Origin of the sequence: Mesorhizobium sp. M0563, from assembly GCF_040321065.1 — a bacterium.
Classification (GTDB): Bacteria; Pseudomonadota; Alphaproteobacteria; order Rhizobiales; family Rhizobiaceae; genus Mesorhizobium.
This window is the reverse complement of record NZ_JAMYQV010000009.1, coordinates 15,695-34,412: the sequence shown is the minus strand read 5'-3', so window position 1 is coordinate 34,412 and position 18,718 is coordinate 15,695. Positions and strand designations below refer to the sequence as shown.

Annotated in this window: 16 protein-coding genes; 9 read left to right on the top strand and 7 right to left on the bottom strand. The window is 63.5% G+C overall.

Annotated elements, in window-relative coordinates; translation table 11 throughout:
* Positions 1-150: 150 nt before the first annotated feature.
* Both NKI50_RS13860 and NKI50_RS13855 read left to right on the top strand, forming a co-directional pair.
* Entirely contained in the window at positions 151-1,917 is a 1,767-nt protein-coding gene (locus tag NKI50_RS13860) for an AMP-binding protein (RefSeq protein WP_352716872.1), read from the top strand.
* Positions 1,918-2,001: 84 nt separating this feature from the next.
* Positions 2,002-3,105, top strand: coding sequence for a calcium:cation antiporter (locus NKI50_RS13855; protein ID WP_023716483.1), 1,104 nt, complete (start codon positions 2,002-2,004; stop codon positions 3,103-3,105).
* Positions 3,106-3,580: 475 nt separating this feature from the next.
* On the opposite strand, the gene NKI50_RS13850 is transcribed toward NKI50_RS13855, so the two are convergent.
* Together NKI50_RS13850 and NKI50_RS13845 are read right to left on the bottom strand one after the other, a co-directional pair.
* Entirely contained in the window at positions 3,581-4,054 is a 474-nt protein-coding gene (locus NKI50_RS13850; protein WP_023716484.1) for a methyltransferase family protein, read from the bottom strand.
* 21 nt (positions 4,055-4,075) lie between these two features.
* Complete coding sequence (locus tag NKI50_RS13845; RefSeq protein ID WP_023716485.1) at positions 4,076-4,969, bottom strand: NAD(P)/FAD-dependent oxidoreductase; 894 nt, start codon at positions 4,967-4,969, stop codon at positions 4,076-4,078.
* 114 nt (positions 4,970-5,083) lie between these two features.
* On the opposite strand from NKI50_RS13845, the gene NKI50_RS13840 reads away from it, so the two are divergent.
* Together NKI50_RS13840 and NKI50_RS13835 are read left to right on the top strand one after the other, a co-directional pair.
* The gene (locus NKI50_RS13840) at positions 5,084-5,731 is read left to right on the top strand and encodes a TetR/AcrR family transcriptional regulator (protein WP_023716486.1); all 648 of its coding nucleotides are present in this window, start codon (positions 5,084-5,086) and stop codon (positions 5,729-5,731) included.
* Between the two features lie 321 nt (positions 5,732-6,052).
* The gene (locus NKI50_RS13835; RefSeq protein WP_352482348.1) at positions 6,053-6,655 is read left to right on the top strand and encodes a cupin domain-containing protein; all 603 of its coding nucleotides are present in this window, start codon (positions 6,053-6,055) and stop codon (positions 6,653-6,655) included.
* Between the two features lie 159 nt (positions 6,656-6,814).
* Here the strand turns inward: NKI50_RS13835 and NKI50_RS13830 are convergent, their stop codons facing one another.
* The 3 genes from NKI50_RS13830 to NKI50_RS13820 form a co-directional block, all read right to left on the bottom strand.
* Entirely contained in the window at positions 6,815-7,519 is a 705-nt protein-coding gene (locus NKI50_RS13830; protein ID WP_352493856.1) for a hypothetical protein, read from the bottom strand.
* Between the two features lie 34 nt (positions 7,520-7,553).
* Complete coding sequence (locus NKI50_RS13825) at positions 7,554-8,810, bottom strand: coiled-coil domain-containing protein (RefSeq protein WP_352716870.1); 1,257 nt, start codon at positions 8,808-8,810, stop codon at positions 7,554-7,556.
* 361 nt (positions 8,811-9,171) lie between these two features.
* Positions 9,172-10,080, bottom strand: a complete 909-nt coding sequence (locus NKI50_RS13820; protein ID WP_352716868.1) for a hydrogen peroxide-inducible genes activator — start codon at positions 10,078-10,080, stop codon at positions 9,172-9,174.
* Between the two features lie 148 nt (positions 10,081-10,228).
* On the opposite strand from NKI50_RS13820, the gene katG reads away from it, so the two are divergent.
* On the top strand, positions 10,229-12,427 hold the full coding sequence (gene katG / locus NKI50_RS13815; RefSeq protein WP_352716866.1) for a catalase/peroxidase HPI: 2,199 nt from the start codon (positions 10,229-10,231) through the stop codon (positions 12,425-12,427).
* A 77-nt stretch (positions 12,428-12,504) separates the two neighbouring features.
* On the opposite strand, the gene NKI50_RS13810 is transcribed toward katG, so the two are convergent.
* A complete protein-coding gene (locus NKI50_RS13810; RefSeq protein WP_023716491.1) occupies positions 12,505-13,182 on the bottom strand; it encodes an MIP/aquaporin family protein in 678 nt (225 codons plus the stop codon).
* A gap of 348 nt (positions 13,183-13,530) precedes the next feature.
* Here NKI50_RS13810 and NKI50_RS13805 point away from each other — a divergent pair, with 348 nt between their 5' ends.
* The 4 genes from NKI50_RS13805 (at position 13,531) to guaA (ending at position 17,751) form a co-directional block, all read left to right on the top strand.
* A complete protein-coding gene (locus NKI50_RS13805; protein WP_352716863.1) occupies positions 13,531-14,820 on the top strand; it encodes an RsmB/NOP family class I SAM-dependent RNA methyltransferase in 1,290 nt (429 codons plus the stop codon).
* Between the two features lie 145 nt (positions 14,821-14,965).
* Entirely contained in the window at positions 14,966-15,424 is a 459-nt protein-coding gene (locus NKI50_RS13800; RefSeq protein WP_023716493.1) for a PaaI family thioesterase, read from the top strand.
* A gap of 27 nt (positions 15,425-15,451) precedes the next feature.
* Positions 15,452-16,102 carry a 5'-methylthioadenosine/S-adenosylhomocysteine nucleosidase gene (locus NKI50_RS13795; protein ID WP_023716494.1) on the top strand — a complete coding sequence of 217 codons (651 nt, stop codon included), beginning with the start codon at positions 15,452-15,454 and terminating at the stop codon, positions 16,100-16,102.
* Positions 16,103-16,188: 86 nt separating this feature from the next.
* Entirely contained in the window at positions 16,189-17,751 is a 1,563-nt protein-coding gene (guaA, locus tag NKI50_RS13790) for a glutamine-hydrolyzing GMP synthase (protein ID WP_023716495.1), read from the top strand.
* A 262-nt stretch (positions 17,752-18,013) separates the two neighbouring features.
* On the opposite strand, the gene NKI50_RS13785 is transcribed toward guaA, so the two are convergent.
* Positions 18,014-18,613, bottom strand: coding sequence for an NADPH-dependent F420 reductase (locus tag NKI50_RS13785; RefSeq protein ID WP_352716861.1), 600 nt, complete (start codon positions 18,611-18,613; stop codon positions 18,014-18,016).
* Positions 18,614-18,718 lie beyond the last annotated feature (105 nt).

The following is an 18,718-nucleotide window of genomic DNA, read 5'->3' as shown; positions in this document are numbered from 1 at the left end:
GTGCCAATTGGCCCCGAAGACCCGCCCGTCGAGGCGGTTTTTTTGTTTTCGGCCCTGACAGGGCGAGTTCCAACCCCAGCCCTATCATCGACGGGATTTCCACCACCCCGCCGGGCTGATAGGCTCGGCCTGTCTGCGGAGGACACGGCGATGCCGATCAATCTCGACGAGCTGAAGAATGCCACCAGCCTGCGCGGCAAGCGCGATGGCGGTTCGTTCATTGCGCCGGTCGACGGCACGGCGCATGTCTCGGGCGAGCGCAGCGTGCCGCTGCTCAACCTGACGATCCCGGCGCTGTTTGCCGATACGGTCGGCAGATACGGCACGCTCGATGCCGCCGTCTTCGTCGAGCAGGACAAGCGCTTTACCTGGGAGGAACTGTCGGACACCGTCGATGCGCTCGCCGCCGGCTTCCTGGTGCTCGGCCTCGAGAAAGGCGACCGCGTCGGCATCTGGTCGCCGAACCGCTGGGAATGGCTGGTGACGCAATTCGCCACCGCCCGCATCGGCCTGATCCTGGTCAACATCAACCCGGCCTACCGGCTGGTCGAGCTGGAATATGCCTTGAACAAGGTCGGTTGCCGAGCGCTGGTCACCGCCGCCAAGTTCAAGAGCTCCGACTATCTCGGCATGATCGAGACGCTGGCGCCGGAGATCGCCAAGGCAGCGCCGGGCAAGCTCGACGCCAACAGACTGCCGGCGCTGAAGATCGTCATCCGCATGGACGAGGAGAATTCGCCGGGCATGTTCAATTTCGCCGACGTGCTGGCGATGGCCGGGCGCGACGAACATGATAAGCTCGACCGCATCTCCGACGGGCTGAAGCCGGACGACGCCATCAACATCCAGTTCACCAGCGGCACGACCGGTGCGCCCAAGGGCGCGACGCTGACCCACAACAACATCGTCAACAACGGCAATTTCGTCACCGCGGCGATCAGGCTTACGGTCGACGACCTGCTGTGCATCCCGGTGCCGCTCTATCACTGCTTCGGCATGTCGATGGGCACGATTGGCTGCGTCACCAAGGGCGCGACCATGGTTTTCCCGAGCGAGGGGTTCGATGCCGGCGCCACGCTGAAGGCGGTGGCAACGGAACGCTGCACCGCGCTCTACGGCGTGCCGACCATGTTCGTCGGTCTGCTCGACCATCCGGAGTTCGCCTCCTTCGATCTCACCAGCCTGCGCACCGGCATCATGGCCGGCTCGCCATGCCCGATCGAGGTGATGAAGAAGGTGGTGTCGCTGATGCACATGGCCGAGGTGACCATCGCCTACGGCATGACCGAGACCAGCCCGGTGTCGTTCCAGAGCAGCGTCGACGACCCCCTGGAAAAGCGCGTCTCGACCGTCGGCCGCGTCCATCCGCATGTCGAGGTCAAGGCCATCGACGCCGAAGGCGCCACCGTCGCCGTTGGCGCGCCGGGCGAGCTCTGCACGCGCGGCTATTCCGTGATGAAGGGCTATTGGGACGACGAGCAGAAGACCCGCGAGGCGGTCGACGCCGACGGCTGGATGCACACCGGCGACCTCGCCACAATCGATGCCGAGGGCTATTGCAACATCGTCGGCCGGGTCAAGGACATGGTCATCCGCGGCGGCGAGAACGTCTATCCGCGCGAGGTCGAGGAATTCCTCTATCGCCACCCCAAGATCAAGGAGGTGCAGGTATTCGGCATTCCCGACCCGAAATATGGCGAGGAGCTGTGCGCCTGGATCGTGCTGAAGCCCGGCCAGATCACAACGGAGCAGGAGATCAAGGCCTTCTGCGCCGGGCAGATCGCCCATTTCAAGATCCCGCGCTACATCCGCTTCCGCACCGAATTACCGATGACGGTGACCGGCAAGCCGCAGAAATACCTGATGCGCCAGGCGATGATCGACGAACTGGGATTGGTGACGCAGAAGACGGCTTGAGCGCGCGCTTCAGGCTTTCGCAGGGTTCGCAGAAGGGGCTTGCCCAGAAGGGACCTGCAACACGGCTTGCGGAAGGGGCTTGGAATGAGTGGTTTCGCAAGATCGGCGGTTTCCTACGGCATGCCGTTGGCCGCCCTGGCGATGGCTGTCGCGGTCAGGGCCAGCGGGGTGTCGGTGGACGAAGGGTCGCTTGGCACCAGGATATTTATCGGCGCGCTTTCGAGCGCGATCATGTTCACCACCATTTTCGTCGTGCTCGACCACGCCGAGGCGGTGGCCCGGCGGGTAGGCGAGCCGTACGGCACGTTGGTGCTGACCATCGCCGTGACGGCAATCGAAGTGTCGATCATCGTTTCCATCATGCTGCACGGAGCCAACAACCCGACGCTTGCACGCGAATCCGTCTTCTCGACGGTGATGATCACGTCGACCGGCGTTGTCGGCATGTGTCTGACATTTGGCGGCTGGCGTCATCGCAAGCAGGCAATCGTCCGCCAAGGGACCAGCGCCTATCTGGCGGTGCTGGTCGCACTGAGCGTCACGACGCTCATTCTGCCGACCTACACGCGAACCACCGATCCCGGCACCTTCTCGGCCGCCCAACTCGGCTTCGTCAGCGTGCTTTCAGTGCTGCTCTATGCGGGTTTTCTGTTCGCGCAGACTGTCCGCCACCGGGATGATTTCATCGACGGACAAGCGCATGGCGCCGCAGTGCCAGCCGACGCCCACGAAAGCATTGCCGCTAGTGCTCTGCTCCTGCTGATCGGGCTGATCGGCATCGTCATGCTGGCCGAGCAGGTCGCCGCCAGCGTCGAGGATGCGCTCGTCGCCTATCAGGTGCCCCAGGCCGACGCCATTGTCGGCGCGATGATCGCCGGGCTGGTCTTGATGCCGGAGGCGATCTCGGCGGTTCGCGCCGCCCTCAACAACGAGCTGCAGCGCGGCCTGAACGTCGCCATGGGTTCGGCCTGCGCCACAATCGGCCTGACAATACCGGGCATCGCCGCCGCCAGCCTGCTGACCGGAAGAGGCCTGACCCTGGGCCTGCCGGCGACCGACGTGGTGCTTTTGGTCCTGGCGCTCTTCATCTGCAATGTGAGCTTTAGCACCGAGAGGACGACGTTCCTGACCGGGCTGGTGCATCTGGTGGTGTTTTGCACGTATGTGTTTTTGATATTTGTGCCGTGAGGGTGGGGGGAGGTGGGCGGTCGGAGGCGGATAGGTTAGGAAAACTGCTTGAACGTCTCAATATGGGCCGGTGGCGGTCTGTCCGCTCTTGGTCACCGCTTCTCGAAAGCAGACATCGGTGTGCGGTGCGTCGACGGCTCATTTGTGGCGGCAAGCCGTGCAAGACGAGCGTCGGTTGACCATCGGGATCACCACCCTGCAGCGCGTGAAAGGTGCAGTGTGGCAGGTCGAAGGTGACGTGTTCGAACTCCATGTGTGTCAGGCTTCTCCAAGAGCGGTCGGACGAGCGATCCTGATGCTGGCCTCGGTGTCTCTGGTTTTGGACATGTGCGTCTCCTCAGGCGCCGGGTGTACTGCGTCAGCCGGCAGTCGGTTTCCGTGACACCGGCCCGCAACCTTCAGAATATGATAGCTCGCGGCAAGGAAGCCGGTGCTGGTTTATCAGAAGGCCCCGCAGGCGGCAGCGGCGGAATAGTCAGAGCCAGCGGCGAACCTCGGCCTTGTAGCGGCGGTAGTCGTCGCCGAACTTCGCTTCGAGATAGCGCTCCTCGCGGGCGATCACCTGCGTCTGGATCGCGATCAGCACCAACGGGAGCAAGGCGAAGGCGATCGGCCCGTCGAAGCCGATCGCAAGGCCGGAATAGATAAGCGCCATGCCGAGATACATGGGATTGCGGGTCCACCGATAAGGACCGGTCGTTGCGATGAGGGTCGTTGGCTGCGACGGCGGAACGTTGGTGCCCAGCCGCCGGAACAGCCCCGCCGCCGCAAGCATCATCGCCGCGCCGGCAACGAACAGCAGCGCGCCCGTCGCGACCAGCAACCGCCAGTCGATGCCGAAAGAGCGCAGGGTGACGAACCGCTCCGCCGCCAGCCCCAACAGCAGCGCTCCTAGATAGACGAAGGGCGGAGGGAAGCGCACACCCGCGCTGTCCGGTTCGACGGCCATGCTCATCTCCAATCTGTGCTCTCAAACAAGCATCGACTGCTGGGCTGAGATACCCGCCGTCGCGCCCTGCGATATTGCTGTGGTGACCGAAGCCATGGCTGGGTTTGCAAGATCGCCGGCGGCGTACATGCCGGGTATGCTGGTTTCGCGGCGCTCGTCGGCCTTCAGGGCGATGCCGAGGGGCGTATTGACCGTGGCGAGTCCCAGTGATTCATGCAGGCTTGCGGACGGCTTGTTGCGCGGATGCGCGAACAAGATATCGACTGCGACATCGGGGGCGGTATCGAGCTTGACGGTGGCATTGTGGCCCCTGTGGCGGGCGATTTCGGTGATCCGGCCATCAACGACAGGTATGTTGCGGCGCGCCAGATCGGCCCGGATATCGGGTGCAATGTCGTGACCATCGGCGAAGACCGTCAACGTGTCGGTCCAGTCGTGGTACAGCCTGACATAATTGTGCGACGGCGGGCCGGACCAGACGAGGCCCCAATGCTGGCCGGCGACTTCAAAGCCATCGCAATAGGGGCAGGGTACGATGGACGTGCCCCAGCCTTCGGCAAAGCCCGGAACATCAGGCATCTGGTCGGCAACGCCATAGCTCAGGATCAGTCGCAGCGCCCCAAGGCTTTCGCCAGCGCCAGTGAGGACAGAGAAATCGTCGATGGCGCCGGAGACCCTGTCGGCCCGGGCATTGACCAGCCTGATCGTGGGATAGCGCGCCAGCTGCTGCCGCGCTTCGGCCAGGATGTCCAGCGGTGGCTTGTGATCGTGGCCGAGCAGACCATGCGAGTGGCCGGCGAAGCGGTTGCGCGGCAGGCCGGTATCGAGAACGGTGACCTTGCGGCGGGCACGGCCGAGCTGCAGGGCGGCGGCGAGACCGGCAAAGCTGCCGCCGATGATGATGACGTCATCCATGGTGATGGGCTCCGTATGTGGATGAGGGGTTGGTTTGGGCCTGGCTTGCACATTTTTGACACTGCGTGGTATCGTAATTCAAGAATTATGATACTGTCAAGGACTGGAATTGTCGTGACCGAAAACAGCCAGGGCCGGCGCGGCCGGCCCGCCAATGAGGCGCTTGGCCAAACGATAGTCGACGCCGCGTGCGAACTCTTTGAGGAATTGGGTTTTCATGCGACGACATTGGACAAGGTCGCCCAGCGAGCGAAGATATCCAAGCTCAGCATCTATCGGCACTTCGAGAACAAGGAGGCGCTGTTCAGCGCGGCCATCGCGGCCCGCTGCCATCAGTTTGCACCACAGGCCCTTTTTGAAGGCGTCGACGGTTCGGCCGAAGATCAGCTCATGGCGGTGGGATCATCCCTGCTTCGCACGCTGTTGAACCCGGACGTCCGCAGTGTCGAAGCCATGATCATGGCCGACAAGACGAATCAAAAGTCGTTAAGCAAGCTCCATTACGAAGCCGGCCCCGCCCATGTCATCGCCCAAATCGAGGCCCTGTTGCGTCAGTTGCACGCGAAGGCGGTTCTGAACGTGACCGACCCTCTCCGGTCCGCCCGCTTGTTTGCCGCGCTTATCAAAGGATCCGATCTCCTGATTATCGCACGCTTCGATGAGGCGAGAGCAGAGGACGACAACGAAATCGAATCCTATTGCCGGTCGGCCGTCGCCATGTTCATCGCCGCGCACGGTGGCAACGACCACCCGGGCGGATAGCCTAGGAGTACTTGCATGATATTTGGGATGCTCGCATTGACATCAACGCGACTATTATCGTTGGGCAGCGGGCTGACCGGCGGAGTAACCGCTACCACCCCATTCGAGGCCTTAGTGCCGGCTTAGCAGACCGTCAGCTTTCGGGAAGCTGCAATGGTGGTCTGAACGGCAAAAATGCGGCGCAAAGCAGCCATTCAGGATTTGCCGGACCTTGTTGCGGAGCCGCCATGGTGCAGATCGCGGAACTCTAACCCTAGCGGAACCAACCGCCACGCAGCCGATTAACCGGCATGGAGCTCCAAACCACCCAAGGGCCACCCCATGAGCATTCTGCAAACCACGAAGAAGGCCGTCGAGCAGGTCACCGGCATCGCCAGGCCAGACAGGCGAGAGGTCGCCGACCTCCTGAGGCCGCGCAAAGCGAATGCATTTCGGTTCAGGGATGACGGGCTGGTGCCCAACCATCCGTTCTGGCCGCTGGTCGTCTATCGCGGCGCCGTGACGCTGCCCGAAGACTTCGATCCGGCGGCTGTCATGGAGGCGCTTTTTGAAGCCAATGGCTGGGGCGATAGCTGGCGCAACGGCATCTACAACTACGTTCACTACCATTCGCGCATACATGAGGTGCTGGGCGTCGCGCGCGGCACGGCCAAGGTTCGCTTTGGCGGCAAGATGGGACGAACGCTGTCGCTGAAGGCCGGCGACGTCGCGGTGCTTCCGGCCGGCACCGGGCACCAGCGTCTTTCCGCATCCGACGATTTTCTAGTCGTCGGCGCCTATCCTCAATCCGGCACCTATGACCTGTGCACGACTGCCGCCTACCATGCCAAGGCGGTCGTAACGATCCCCAAGGTTGGCCGGCCGCGCAAGGACCCTGTCTATGGAAGCAAAGGCCCGTTGCTCGCAGCCTGGGAAAGCGACTGAAGTCGTTCCTTTCGAAGGGGCTTGCGGGTTCGCTTCGGGGCTCAAACCGAACCTTTGACCAACACCTCCGGCGCCACCGACGAAGAAGGCCGCCTTGTAGATGGCGAAGCGGATCGTGCCGCTGTCGGCGTGCGGCAGCGCCGGCAATCAGGCTTGGTACTATATTATTGCAATGACCCTGCCCGACCCATCGAGGCGACAACTGACTTGCGCCTGTCGGACTTCGATGCCACCCTTTCTTGCGTAGTCTATTCGCACCTCGATCGGCGCCGTGAGTGCACCCCGAAGTTGACGCAAGGCGCCTGCGCTTACCGCGTGGACACGGACGGCGCCAAGCGGCGTCGCAGCGGCCATGATCGCCGCGCGGCAGGCTCGCACCACCGCAACCGGCGTACCGGGTTTCGCTGTCAGTGGTCCCAGAGATCCAAAGGGATACCCCTTGGTGGAGTCACCCCCACCGGCTTTGGAAGGCCTGAGGACGGGTGGCAGGACGATGGATTGCCTGGCGGTCTTGGCAGAGGAAGGGGCTGTCACTGCAGTCGAACTGTCGGGTGCGGTAGCCGCTTCATTTTCGGCGGACGGATCGTCGCCCACACTGGCACTTGTGCTTGTGTCACCAATGTTGCCGCTGGCACTAACGCCTGCGTCGACTGATCCGTCATCTGCACCGACCGAAGCTCCAACATTTGCTCCGCCTACGCCGTCGACGCTCGTGCTCGCCCCCACAGATACGCCTTGCGAACCGGCGCTCACTCCAGCACTGACCCCGACACCGCCGGCCCTACCGCCCACACCTGCTTCAAGAGCCGAGGCAGGCCCAATTGTGATCCCGATCGTCAACGCGGCTGCGACATACTTGTTCATTGTCATCTCCCCTGCGGCTTTCGCTCCCTAGTCTTCACTGGCGCGGCTCGCCGCTTTTGGATGGCCGTGTTGGAAGCAATGCGGCGGGAAGAGGTATGGTTGCCAGCAGAGCAGTTTGTGGCGACTTTTGGACCTTCACTTTCTGTTTTTTCGGCAAGCCCGGTTTACGGGCTGGTTGGGCGCCCGAATGCGATAACCTGCTTGCAAGTGCACTCGCGGGGGTACGTGCTTTCGGCGCGCGCTCCACAGCCGCAGTGCGACGCTTACCCTTGACAATATCAATTGCCTGACGCGCGGCACTGAGGCTGCGGGCTAGACCGATAGCCCTTTCACGCTCCTGGTCCAGAGCGGCACTCAATTCTACCGAGTTCTGCTTTAAAGCATCGCGTTCCTGGCGAACAATATCGAGGTCACGTACAGCTGAATCTGCTCGTTCGTGTCCCCGTTCGAGTGTTTCTCGAGCCTGCTTTAGAGCGGCCTCGGCCACCTGTCGGTCCCTTATGGCGTTGGCCTGCTCGACGGCTGCCAGATTTGCGCCTTTCTTAAGAGCATCGATAGTTTGGCGAGCCGTGGTAAGTTCTTGTTCCAAGAGCTCAACCTTGTGCCGCTCGTCATCAAGCGTTCGCTTCGCAGCAAGCTGGGATGCGTCCATAGAGGGGTGCGCTCCAAGCGCGGCAGCCTTCTCGCTGTTCCAGAGACTGGCTTCGGCCCTGTAGCTTTCGATAACGCGCTGCGCGGCCTCCAGATCGAGCGCGAGCGCTTCGTCTGTTCGCTGCTGCTCATTTAGGGCTTGTGCTTGCTGAGCCACCGTGTCTGCCAGTACGTGTGCCTGGGCGCTTAGCTCACGTGCGCCGCGCTGCATAGCGTCCAGCTCCGCTCGTGCTGCGGCCAATTCGCGGCGTAAAGCCTCCTCATGCTCGCCGAGCGGCGTTTGCGCGCCCTCCTTGAGTGCCCGTGTTTTGAGTGCCTGCGCTTCGCTGAGCACCAGCTCTCTAGATATACGGGATCCCAGCGCGCTCGGTTGTGGCTTGCCCGGTTCTTTGCCGACCTTGGTGTGTTCGGAAACCACGACCGACGAGCTGTCGTTAGCTGTGGCAACCGCTGACGCTTCGGGCGCCAACTGACCATTTGCCGGAGATCCCAACAGCAGAACGAGGCATAACGGAATGAGGGATGGTATGGCGTTGCACCCCCTGCCGCGTATCTCGTGAAGTAAAATCAAGGGCCGTCGTTTAATAAAGGTGAAGTCACAGCGGAGACATTTTGACCTGGTACTCTGCGCATGATTCATCACTGAACCTCACCGATCGCGGCCCTCACCGCTATTGTATTCTCCACTTACTGCACGCCGCGGATGCCGCACCAAAAAGATCAATGCTAGTCAAGCACCCTCGGCACCGCCAAAGCACGGAATTGCGCGCAAGGCTGTTTCCTATTTCCTTAGTTGTCATCATTCGAACAAACGGGACTTTCGGCTTTCGGGATGACCATCTTCCCTACCCAACGGCTGTGATGCGGCGCAAAGCAGCCATTCAGGTGCGAAGGTCGACTTCGGGTCAACACCAGACTAAAAAGGTTGAAGTCGTTCCTTTAGAAGGGGCTTGCGGTCCGCTTCGGCCTAAACCAGACCATTGACCGACACCCCCCGCCGCTCAAGCCGCCAGCACCGCCGCATCCAGCCCGCGGATGATCTTGGCCAGTTCGACGCATTCGTCGTGGCGGACCTTGTTGCGCCGCCAGGCGAGGCAGATCGTGCGTTGCGGCATCGGTTCCTGGAACGGCACGATCTTCAGATCGGGGATAGTGCTGGCCGGTCCTGCCGCCATTTCCGGGATGAGCGTGACGCCGAGCCCGTGCGCCACCATTTGCAGCAGCGTCGTCAGGCTGGTCGCGCCGTAGCTTGCCATTGCCACCGGCCGCACGCTGCCGCAGACGGCGAGCGCCTGTTCGCGCAGGCAGTGGCCTTCCTCCAGCAGCATCAGCCGCTCCAGCGCCGGGCTTTCCGGCGGCACCGGCGGTGAGGCGAAGGCGGGATCGCCGGCCGGCACGGCCAGGAAGAACCGGTCGGCGAACAGCGCCTCGGTGACCAGGCCTGGGTAATCGAGGGGTAGTGCCGCGACGAAGGCGTCGAGCTTTCCCGAAGCCGTGTCCTCGACCAGAGAGGCGGTCACCGCCTCGCGCAATTCGAGCTGCAATGCCGGGAAATGCCGTTTCAGTTCCGGCAGCACATGCGGCAAGAGATAGGGCGCCACCGTCGGGATGATGCCGAGCCGGAAGCGGCCTTCCATCGCCGGGCGGCCGCGCCGGGCCGTCGCCTCGACGTCGCGGACGTCGGCAAGAATGCGCTCGATGCGCGGCAGCAGGGCCTGCGCCTCGTCGGTCATCCGCACCGCCTTGCCGCCGCGCTCGAACAACCGGCAATTGAGCCGCAGCTCCATCTCGGCGATCTGCGAAGAAAGCGCCGGCTGGCTGACGCCGGCGAGTTTTGCCGCACGGCCGAAATGCAGCGTTTGCGCCAGCGCTTCGAAATAATGCATCTGCCGGACGGTCAAGCCAATCATAAGGAAAACCTATCAGAATAAACAGCAAAGGCAATTTGTCTTTATCGGCTGGGCAGGCTAGTCTGGAACCATTCCAGAATGGCGCGGCTGCTGGCCCTGCCCGGAAAATCAACAAAATCCCGGAAAATCAACAAAATCGGAGGCAAAGATGGACGCGAAAACCGACGACAACAGCGCCGGCAAATGCCCGGTCCCACATGGATCGGCCAGGAGGAGCAATCGTGACTGGTGGCCGAACCAGCTTGACCTTGCCGTCCTCCACCAGCAGTCCAGCCTCTCGGACCCGATGGACGAGGACTTCGACTACGCCAAGGAATTCAAGAGCCTCGATCTCGATACGGTGATCAGGGATCTGCACCAGGTGATGACCGATTCGCAGGATTGGTGGCCGGCCGATTTTGGCCATTACGGCCCGCTCTTCATCCGCATGGCCTGGCACAGCGCCGGCACCTATCGCATCGGCGATGGCCGTGGCGGCGCCGGCGCCGGCCAGCAGCGTTTCGCGCCGCTCAACAGCTGGCCGGACAACGCCAATCTCGACAAGGCGCGCCGGCTGCTGTGGCCGATCAAGCAGAAATATGGCAGGAAAATCTCCTGGGCCGACCTGTTGATCCTCACCGGCAACGTCGCGCTGGAATCGATGGGCTTCAAGACCTTCGGCTTCGCCGGCGGCCGCGCCGATGTCTGGGAGCCCGAGCAGGACGTCGACTGGGGGTCGGAAACCAAGTGGCTCGACGACGAGCGCTATTCCGGCGACCGCGAACTTCAGGGCCATCTCGGCGCCGTGCAGATGGGGCTGATCTACGTCAACCCGGAAGGACCGAACGGCACGCCCGATCCATTGGCCTCGGCACGCGACATCCGCGAAACCTTCGCCCGCATGGCCATGAACGATGAGGAAACCGTGGCGCTCATCGCCGGCGGTCACACCTTCGGCAAGACCCACGGCGCCGGCGATGCGTCGCTGGTCGGGGCGGAGCCGGAAGGCGCAGGCATCGAAGCGCAGGGCCTCGGGTGGTCGAGCAAGCATGCCACCGGCATTGCCGGCGATGCCATCACCTCGGGCCTCGAGGTGACGTGGACCACGACGCCGACCAAATGGAGCAACAACTTCTTCGACAATCTGTTCAACTACGAATGGGAACTGACCAAGAGCCCGGCCGGCGCCCATCAGTGGACACCGAAGGGCGGCGCCGGTGCAGGCACCGTGCCGGATGCGCACGATGCCTCGAAGCGCCGCGCCCCGGCGATGCTGACCACCGACCTCGCGCTACGCGTCGACCCGGCCTACGAGAAGATCTCGCGGCGGTTCCACCAGAATCCGGATCAGTTCGCCGATGCCTTCGCGCGCGCCTGGTTCAAGCTGACCCATCGCGACATGGGTCCCGTCGTCCGCTATCTCGGCCCGCTCGTGCCGAAGGAAGAGCTGATCTGGCAGGATCCGATACCGGCAGTCGACCACGAACTGGTCGGCGAACAGGATATCGCCTCGCTGAAGGCGAAGATCCTGGCCTCCGGCCTGTCCGTTTCCGAACTGGTCTCGACCGCCTGGGCCTCAGCCTCGACTTTCCGCGGCTCCGACAAGCGCGGCGGCGCCAACGGCGCACGCGTCCGGCTGGCGCCGCAGAAGGATTGGGAGGTCAACCAGCCGGCGCAGCTGGCCAAGGTGCTCGAAAAGCTTGAAAGCATCCAGAGCGAGTTCAACGCCTCGCAGGCAGGCGACAAGAAGGTCTCGCTTGCCGACCTCATCGTTCTCGGCGGCGTCGCCGCGGTCGAGAAGGCGGCCAAGGACGGCGGCCATGACGTCAAGGTGCCGTTCACGCCAGGCCGCATGGACGCCTCGCAGGAACAGACCGACGTCCAGTCCTTCGCCGCGCTCGAGCCGAAAGTCGATGGCTTCCGCAACTACGTCACGGGCAAGCCGCCGATGTCGGTCGAAGCGATGCTGGTCGACCGGGCGCAGCTGCTGACCTTGACGGCGCCGGAGATGACGGTGCTTGTCGGCGGGCTGCGGGTGCTCGGCGCCAACACCGGCCAGTCGAAGCACGGGGTGTTCACCGACAGGCCGGGCACGTTGACCAATGATTTCTTCGTCAACCTGCTCAGCATGAATACGGTCTGGGATCCGGCCGCCGGCTCCGATGAAGTCTACCAAGCGCGCGACCGCAAGACCAAGGCGGTCAAGTGGACCGGCACCCGCGCCGACCTGATCTTCGGCTCGCACGCGCAGTTGCGTGCACTTGCCGAGGTTTACGGCTCGGCCGACGCCGGGCAGAAGTTCGTCAGGGATTTCGCCGCGGCCTGGACCAAGGTGATGAACGCCGACCGTTTTGACCTCGCGGCCTGATCCAGCACACGAAGTTCTCGACGCAACAAAAAAGGCGCGGGCCTCGACCCGCGCCTTTTCGTTGGGCCTCCGAAAAGTCAGTCCTTCTCGAAGATACCGGCCTTGGCAACCACGCCGGCAATGGCGCCGCCGATCAGCGGCGCGACGATGAACAGCCACAGCTGGCCGATCGCCGCAGTTCCCGAAAACAGCGCCGGTCCGATCGAACGGGCCGGGTTGAGCGATGTGCCGGTCACCGGGATGATGGCGAAATGCAGGCCGGCCAGCGTCAGGCCGATTACGAGGCCGGCGAAGGCCGTGGTGTGCTTGGCGTTGGTGACGCCGAGGATCACCGTGACGAAGGTGAAGGTTCCGATCAGCTCCCACAGGAAGGCCGAGCTGACGCCCCATTTCGTCACGTCCCAGCCATTGGCGCCGAAGCCGCCGGTGTGGCCGCCGACCTGTCCGGAGACGATGATCCACAGTGCCAGCGATGCGATGATGGCGCCGATGACCTGCGCGATCCAGTAGGGAATGACGTCCCTGGCCGGCATCCGCCCGGCGAGGAACACACCGAGCGTCACCGCCGGATTGAGGTGCGCGCCGGAAATCGGGCCGATCGCATAGGCCGCCGCAATCAGGCCGATGCCGAATGCCAGACCGATACCTTCCTGGCCAAGCGGCAGCGCGCCGCCGAAGCCGCCCGTCACCACCGAAGCCGTGCCGATGAACACCAATAGAAACGTGCCTAGAACTTCCGCCAGATAAGCTTTCATTGCCCTCTCCTCGTGTCGACCCGCGGCTCCGCCTTTTTCTGCGACGCGAATCACCGCGCAAAGAGTATTCGCAACCGCAAAAGTTGCAAAGCAGAGCAGTTGCACCAGCCGGCGTGCTTGCGCCCACCAGACAAGAACATTAGAAGCTTGTAATATATTGATCGAATTATTTGGTTCCGCATGCCGACGCCCGCTTGGTGGCGGCGGCTCGCGATGCACGAACCCACATTCGTCACCCGCCTTGCATGGATTGTCTCGCCGTCGGGGAAACAGAACTGTTTCAATCAGGACACGAAAAGCTCTAAGAGCAGGGCCGGATTTTATTTTGCTGAGTAATGGAAGACGACAATGAGACTGGGCGGGCGGCTGGCGGCAGCCATCGAAGTGCTTGACGACATTGGCCGGCGCCACCGGCCGGTGGCCGATGCGCTGAAGGACTGGGGCCTGTCGCACCGCTTCGCCGGTGGCGGCGACCGCGCCGCGATCGGCAACATCGTCTACGACGCGCTGCGCCGCAAACGCTCCGCCGGCTGGCTGCTCGGCGAGGAGACGCCGCGCGCCATCGGCTTCGGCGCGCTGCTGCTCGAATGGGGCCAGACGGCGCAGTCGCTGAACGAGGCGCTCGAGGGCGACAAGTTCGCGCCGCCGCTGCTGAGCGCCGACGAATTGAAAACCCTCGCCGCTCGCCGGCTCACCGACGCGCCGCCGGCTGTCAGGGCAGACATCCCCGACTGGTGCATGCCGCTGTTCGAGCGGGCGTTCGGCACGGCCTGGGTGGAAGAGGGTGCCGCGCTTGGCACTCGCCCGTCGCTCGACCTCAGGGTCAACACGCTCAAGGCCGATCGTGGCAAGGTGCTGGCGGAATTGGCGGAGACCGGCGCCAAGCCTGCGCGGATCGCGCCGCACGGCATCCGCATCCCGCCGATCGACGGCGACGGCAGGCACCCGAACGTGCAGGCCGAACCGGCCTTCCAGAAAGGCTGGTTCGAGGTTCAGGACGAAGGTTCGCAGATTGCAGCCGAACTGGCCGGCGCCGAGCCTGGCATGCAGGTGCTCGACTTTTGTGCCGGCGCCGGCGGCAAGACGCTGGCGCTGTCCGCGGCAATGGACAATCGCGGCCAGATCTTCGCCCACGATGCCGAGAAGGCAAGGCTGGCGCCGATATTCGACCGCATCCGCCGCTCGGAAAACCGCAATGTGCAGATCGTCACCAAGCCGGCCGAGCTTGCGCCGCTCGGCAAGCACATGGATATCGTCCTGATCGATGCGCCCTGCACCGGCAGCGGCACGTGGCGGCGCCGGCCGGATGCCAAATGGCGGCTGACGCAAAGGCAGCTCGACGCCCGCAAGGGCGAGCAGGAGACGATACTCGATGCCGCCAAGGACTTCGTCAAACCCGGCGGCCTGCTGGTCTACATCACCTGTTCGGTGTTCGACGAGGAGAATGGCGACCAGGTTTCGGCCTTCCGGGACCGCCATCCCGGCTTTGTCCCGGTCGATCACCGCCAGCTTTGGGACAGCCGTTTTGCGGGCCACGAAGCGGCAGTGCGTATTGGCGCCGCGGGCGGCATTTCGCTGTCGCCGTTGCTGAGCGGCACCGACGGCTTCTATTTCTGCGCGCTGCGGCGGGCTGGCTGAACGGTTGCCGGATGTCTCAGATCTCGCTTCTTATCAGCAGGTTTAGCCAATTGCTGCAGTGCAGCATTTGCGATTGCCTGCCGCCCACCCCTCTGCGATAAATGCCTCTGCAATAAGATCTGTCGAGAAACGAAGGGCGACGGCCATGGCAGCAAAGATCGTTCCTGCTCCCGATTATGAGGACCGCGTCAGGACGTCCTTCGCGCGCCAGAACGCGATGATGACGATTGGCGCCGAGCTGACGCTGGTGACGCCCGGTATCATCGAGATCGAAATGCCCTATTCGTCGGCACTGACCCAGCAGCACGGCTTTCTTCATGCCGGCGTCATTTCGACGGCTCTCGATTCGGCCTGTGGCTATGCGGCATTCTCGCTGATGCCGGAAAATTCCGGCGTGCTGACCATCGAGTTCAAGGTCAATCTGCTGGCGCCCGGCCGGGGCGAGCGCTTCCTGTTCCGCGGCTCGGTGACCAAGCCCGGTCGCACCATTATCGTCGCCGATGGCCAGGCCTATGCGTTCGCCACCGACGGCGAGGCCAAGTTGATCGCCACGATGACCGGAACGATGATGACGGTGCTCGGCCGCGACGATATCGAGGGCTGAGGAACGGGCAGGGGAGGACAGACGATCATGGCCGGCAAGACACCTGGTGAGCTCACCCTGATTTCCGGCAAGTCCGTTCTCTTCGTCATGGCGGCCGAAGCCGAATACGGCCCACACTTGCAGCGACTGTTCACGCCGCTGATGACCGGCGTCGGGCCGGTCGAGGCCGGCGTCGGGCTCAGCGCCGAACTGTCCCGGCTGCACGCCGGGAAGGCGCTGCCGGATCTGGTCGTGTCGCTCGGTTCGGCGGGCAGCCGGATGCTGGAGCAGACGGAAATCTACCAGGCCGTTTCGGTCGCCTACCGCGACATGGACGCTTCGCCCTTGGGTTTCGAGAAGGGCGCCACGCCGTTTCTCGACCTGCCTGTCGGTGTGCCGCTACCGTTCAGGATACCGGGCATCAGGCCGGCGACGCTGTCCACCGGCGCGGCAATCGTCTCCGGCGCCGCCTACGACGCGGTCGCCGCTGATATGGTCGACATGGAGACCTTCGCCTGCCTGCGCGCCTGTCAGCTGTTCGACGTGCCGCTTATCGGCCTGCGCGGCATTTCCGACGGGGCGGCCGATCTGAGGCACGTCGGCGACTGGACGGAATACCTGCATGTCATCGACGAGAAGCTGGCCGGGGCGGTGCAACTGCTGGAACAGGCGATCGCGTCTGACACGCTGCAGTTTTGACCTGTCGCATGAAGATGCGGATTCGGAGTGAGAGAGACGGCCCGCAACCCATTGCGCCGACTCGTTTCTTTCTTTAAACGCTCGCCATGAAAACAGCCAATCATCCCGACACCGTCCTGATTGTCGATTTCGGCAGCCAGTTCACTCAGCTGATTGCCCGCCGCATTCGCGAGGCCGGCGTCTTTTCCGAGATCGTGCCCTTCCAGTCGGCTGAGGCGGCGTTCAAGCGCATCAATCCAAAGGCGGTGATCCTGTCCGGCGGTCCGGCCTCGACCAGCGACATCGGCAGTCCGCGCGCGCCACAGATCGTCTTCGACGCCGGCGTGCCGGTGCTCGGCATCTGCTATGGCCAGATGGCGATGTGCGTGCAGATGGGCGGCGTCGCCGAAAGCTCCGACCATCGCGAGTTCGGCCGCGCCTTCGTCGAGATCGCCAAGGACAGCCCGTTGTTCGAGGGCCTGTGGGCGCCCGGCCAGCGCCACCAGGTGTGGATGAGCCATGGCGACCGTGTCATCTCCCTGCCGAAGGGATTCGAGGTGCTCGGAAAATCGGAGGGCTCGCCCTTCGCCATCTTCGGCAATGTCGAGCGCAAGATGTACGGCCTCATGTTCCACCCCGAAGTGGTGCACACGCCGGACGGCGCCAGGCTGCTCCAAAACTTCGTCCACAACATCGCCGGCATCGAAGGCGACTGGACGATGCGGGCCTACCGTGAGCACGCGGTCGAGACGATCCGCAAGCAGGTCGGCAAGGGCAAGGTGATCTGCGCGCTTTCGGGCGGCGTCGATTCCTCGGTCGCGGCCCTGCTGATCCACGAGGCGGTCGGCGATCAGCTGACCTGCATCCTCGTCGACCACGGGCTGATGCGCAAGGACGAGGCGGCCGGCGTGGTGGAGATGTTTCGCCAGCACTACAATCTGCCGCTGATCCTGGTCGATGCTTCGGACCGTTTTATCGGCGCGCTCGAGGGCGAGTCGGATCCGGAGAAGAAGCGCAAGACCATCGGCCGGCTGTTCATTGAAGTGTTCGAGGAGGAGGCCGAGAAGCTCGGCGGCGCCGACTTCCTGGCGCAAGGCACGCTCTATCCCGACGTCATCGAAAGCGTCTCTTTCACCGGCGGACCGTCGGTGACGATCAAGTCGCACCACAATGTCGGAGGCCTACCCGCGCGCATGAACATGCAGCTGGTCGAGCCGCTGCGCGAATTGTTCAAGGACGAGGTGAGGGCGCTCGGCAAGGAGCTCAGCCTGCCCGACAGCTTCATCGGCCGGCATCCGTTCCCCGGCCCCGGTCTCGCCATCCGCTGCCCGGGCGGCATCACCCGCGAAAAGCTGGAGATCCTGCGTGAGGCCGATGCCATCTATCTGGATGAGATCCGCAAGGCCGGCCTCTACGACGCCATCTGGCAGGCCTTCGCCGTGCTGCTGCCGGTGCAGACCGTCGGCGTGATGGGTGACGGCCGCACCTACGAATTCGTCTGCGCGCTGCGCGCCGTCACCTCGGTAGATGGCATGACTGCGGATTTCTACCACTACGACATGGCATTCCTGGGCGCCGCCGCCACCCGCATCATCAACGAGGTGCGCGGCATTAACCGCGTCGTCTACGACGTGACGAGCAAACCGCCAGGCACGATCGAGTGGGAGTGAGGAGGGAGTGCGGTGGAGTAGGATCGGATAGCAGAGGACACTCGAGCGAATCCTAGGCCATCGATAGCAGCCGATAGGTTCTAGGCGACCGGCAGATCTGCCGCTGTGTCGGGCGTCTCCCCGCTCTTCGAACGGCGCCCATACCCCGTCGGGCCCACCCCAACCTTCGCGACTTTGTGGCCTTCAAATATTCGGTCGCGCGCTGCTCGAAGAAGTTAGCGCGCGACCAGTTCTCGGCGTCGACCACACGGTCGTAGATCGATTACTGCTCCTTCTTGAACAGGTCCTGGAAGATGAGCTGGCCCCACGTGCGGCCGCGTGCGTGAACCAGCGCGCCACCCTCGCTGAGCTTTCCCAGCTTGACGGGTGCGAACCCGAGTTGTTTGGCCAAGGCCGCCACCGGAGCGGTCGCGTCCTCGTCGTCGCTCGACAGAAAGACGACCCGGTGCACGCCCTCGACGATCGGATCGGCAGCCAGGGTGGCCGCAATCAGGTGATTGAACCCTTTCACGAATTTGGCGCCGGTGAACGCCTTCGCGACGAAGGCGGAGGACGGGAGACCGTCCAGCTCTTCAGGGACTGGAAACGCGTTCATCGCGTCGATGACCGTCTTGCCTTTCCAACTCGGCAGGACCTTCGCAACCTCGCGATGCTCCCCGAACGGGACCGCCAAGATGATTGTGTCGGCCTCGAGTGCATCCCGCAGCGACTTGGCGACGACCGTGGGTCCAATCGCCCGAGCCTGCGGCGCCAGCGCCTCGAGCGGCCGGCGGCTCGCGACGGTCACGTCGATGTTTTTACGGGCGAAGGCGTGGGCGAGGGCCTGGCCTACCGCACCGAATCCTACAATCGCATAGCTCATAATACTTCTCCGATCCGTGTTGGTCTTGATTCCCCGGCCCTCAACGGCGCTGGGTTATCCGTTTCGCTGCATGGCGACCTTCGCGAGATCTTCGGACTGCCACCC

Coding starts and splice junctions, on each gene's coding strand:
- katG (WP_352716866.1), top strand. CDS start 10,229: ATGGACGCGAAAACCGACGACAACAGCGCCGGCAAATGCCCGGTCCCA.
- NKI50_RS13805 (WP_352716863.1), top strand. CDS start 13,531: ATGAGACTGGGCGGGCGGCTGGCGGCAGCCATCGAAGTGCTTGACGAC.
- NKI50_RS13825 (WP_352716870.1), bottom strand. CDS start 8,810: ATGAATCATGCGCAGAGTACCAGGTCAAAATGTCTCCGCTGTGACTTC.
- NKI50_RS13830 (WP_352493856.1), bottom strand. CDS start 7,519: ATGAACAAGTATGTCGCAGCCGCGTTGACGATCGGGATCACAATTGGG.
- NKI50_RS13855 (WP_023716483.1), top strand. CDS start 2,002: ATGAGTGGTTTCGCAAGATCGGCGGTTTCCTACGGCATGCCGTTGGCC.
- NKI50_RS13835 (WP_352482348.1), top strand. CDS start 6,053: ATGAGCATTCTGCAAACCACGAAGAAGGCCGTCGAGCAGGTCACCGGC.
- NKI50_RS13850 (WP_023716484.1), bottom strand. CDS start 4,054: ATGGCCGTCGAACCGGACAGCGCGGGTGTGCGCTTCCCTCCGCCCTTC.
- NKI50_RS13785 (WP_352716861.1), bottom strand. CDS start 18,613: ATGAGCTATGCGATTGTAGGATTCGGTGCGGTAGGCCAGGCCCTCGCC.
- NKI50_RS13810 (WP_023716491.1), bottom strand. CDS start 13,182: ATGAAAGCTTATCTGGCGGAAGTTCTAGGCACGTTTCTATTGGTGTTC.
- NKI50_RS13860 (WP_352716872.1), top strand. CDS start 151: ATGCCGATCAATCTCGACGAGCTGAAGAATGCCACCAGCCTGCGCGGC.
- NKI50_RS13800 (WP_023716493.1), top strand. CDS start 14,966: ATGGCAGCAAAGATCGTTCCTGCTCCCGATTATGAGGACCGCGTCAGG.
- NKI50_RS13845 (WP_023716485.1), bottom strand. CDS start 4,969: ATGGATGACGTCATCATCATCGGCGGCAGCTTTGCCGGTCTCGCCGCC.
- NKI50_RS13820 (WP_352716868.1), bottom strand. CDS start 10,080: ATGATTGGCTTGACCGTCCGGCAGATGCATTATTTCGAAGCGCTGGCG.
- guaA (WP_023716495.1), top strand. CDS start 16,189: ATGAAAACAGCCAATCATCCCGACACCGTCCTGATTGTCGATTTCGGC.
- NKI50_RS13795 (WP_023716494.1), top strand. CDS start 15,452: ATGGCCGGCAAGACACCTGGTGAGCTCACCCTGATTTCCGGCAAGTCC.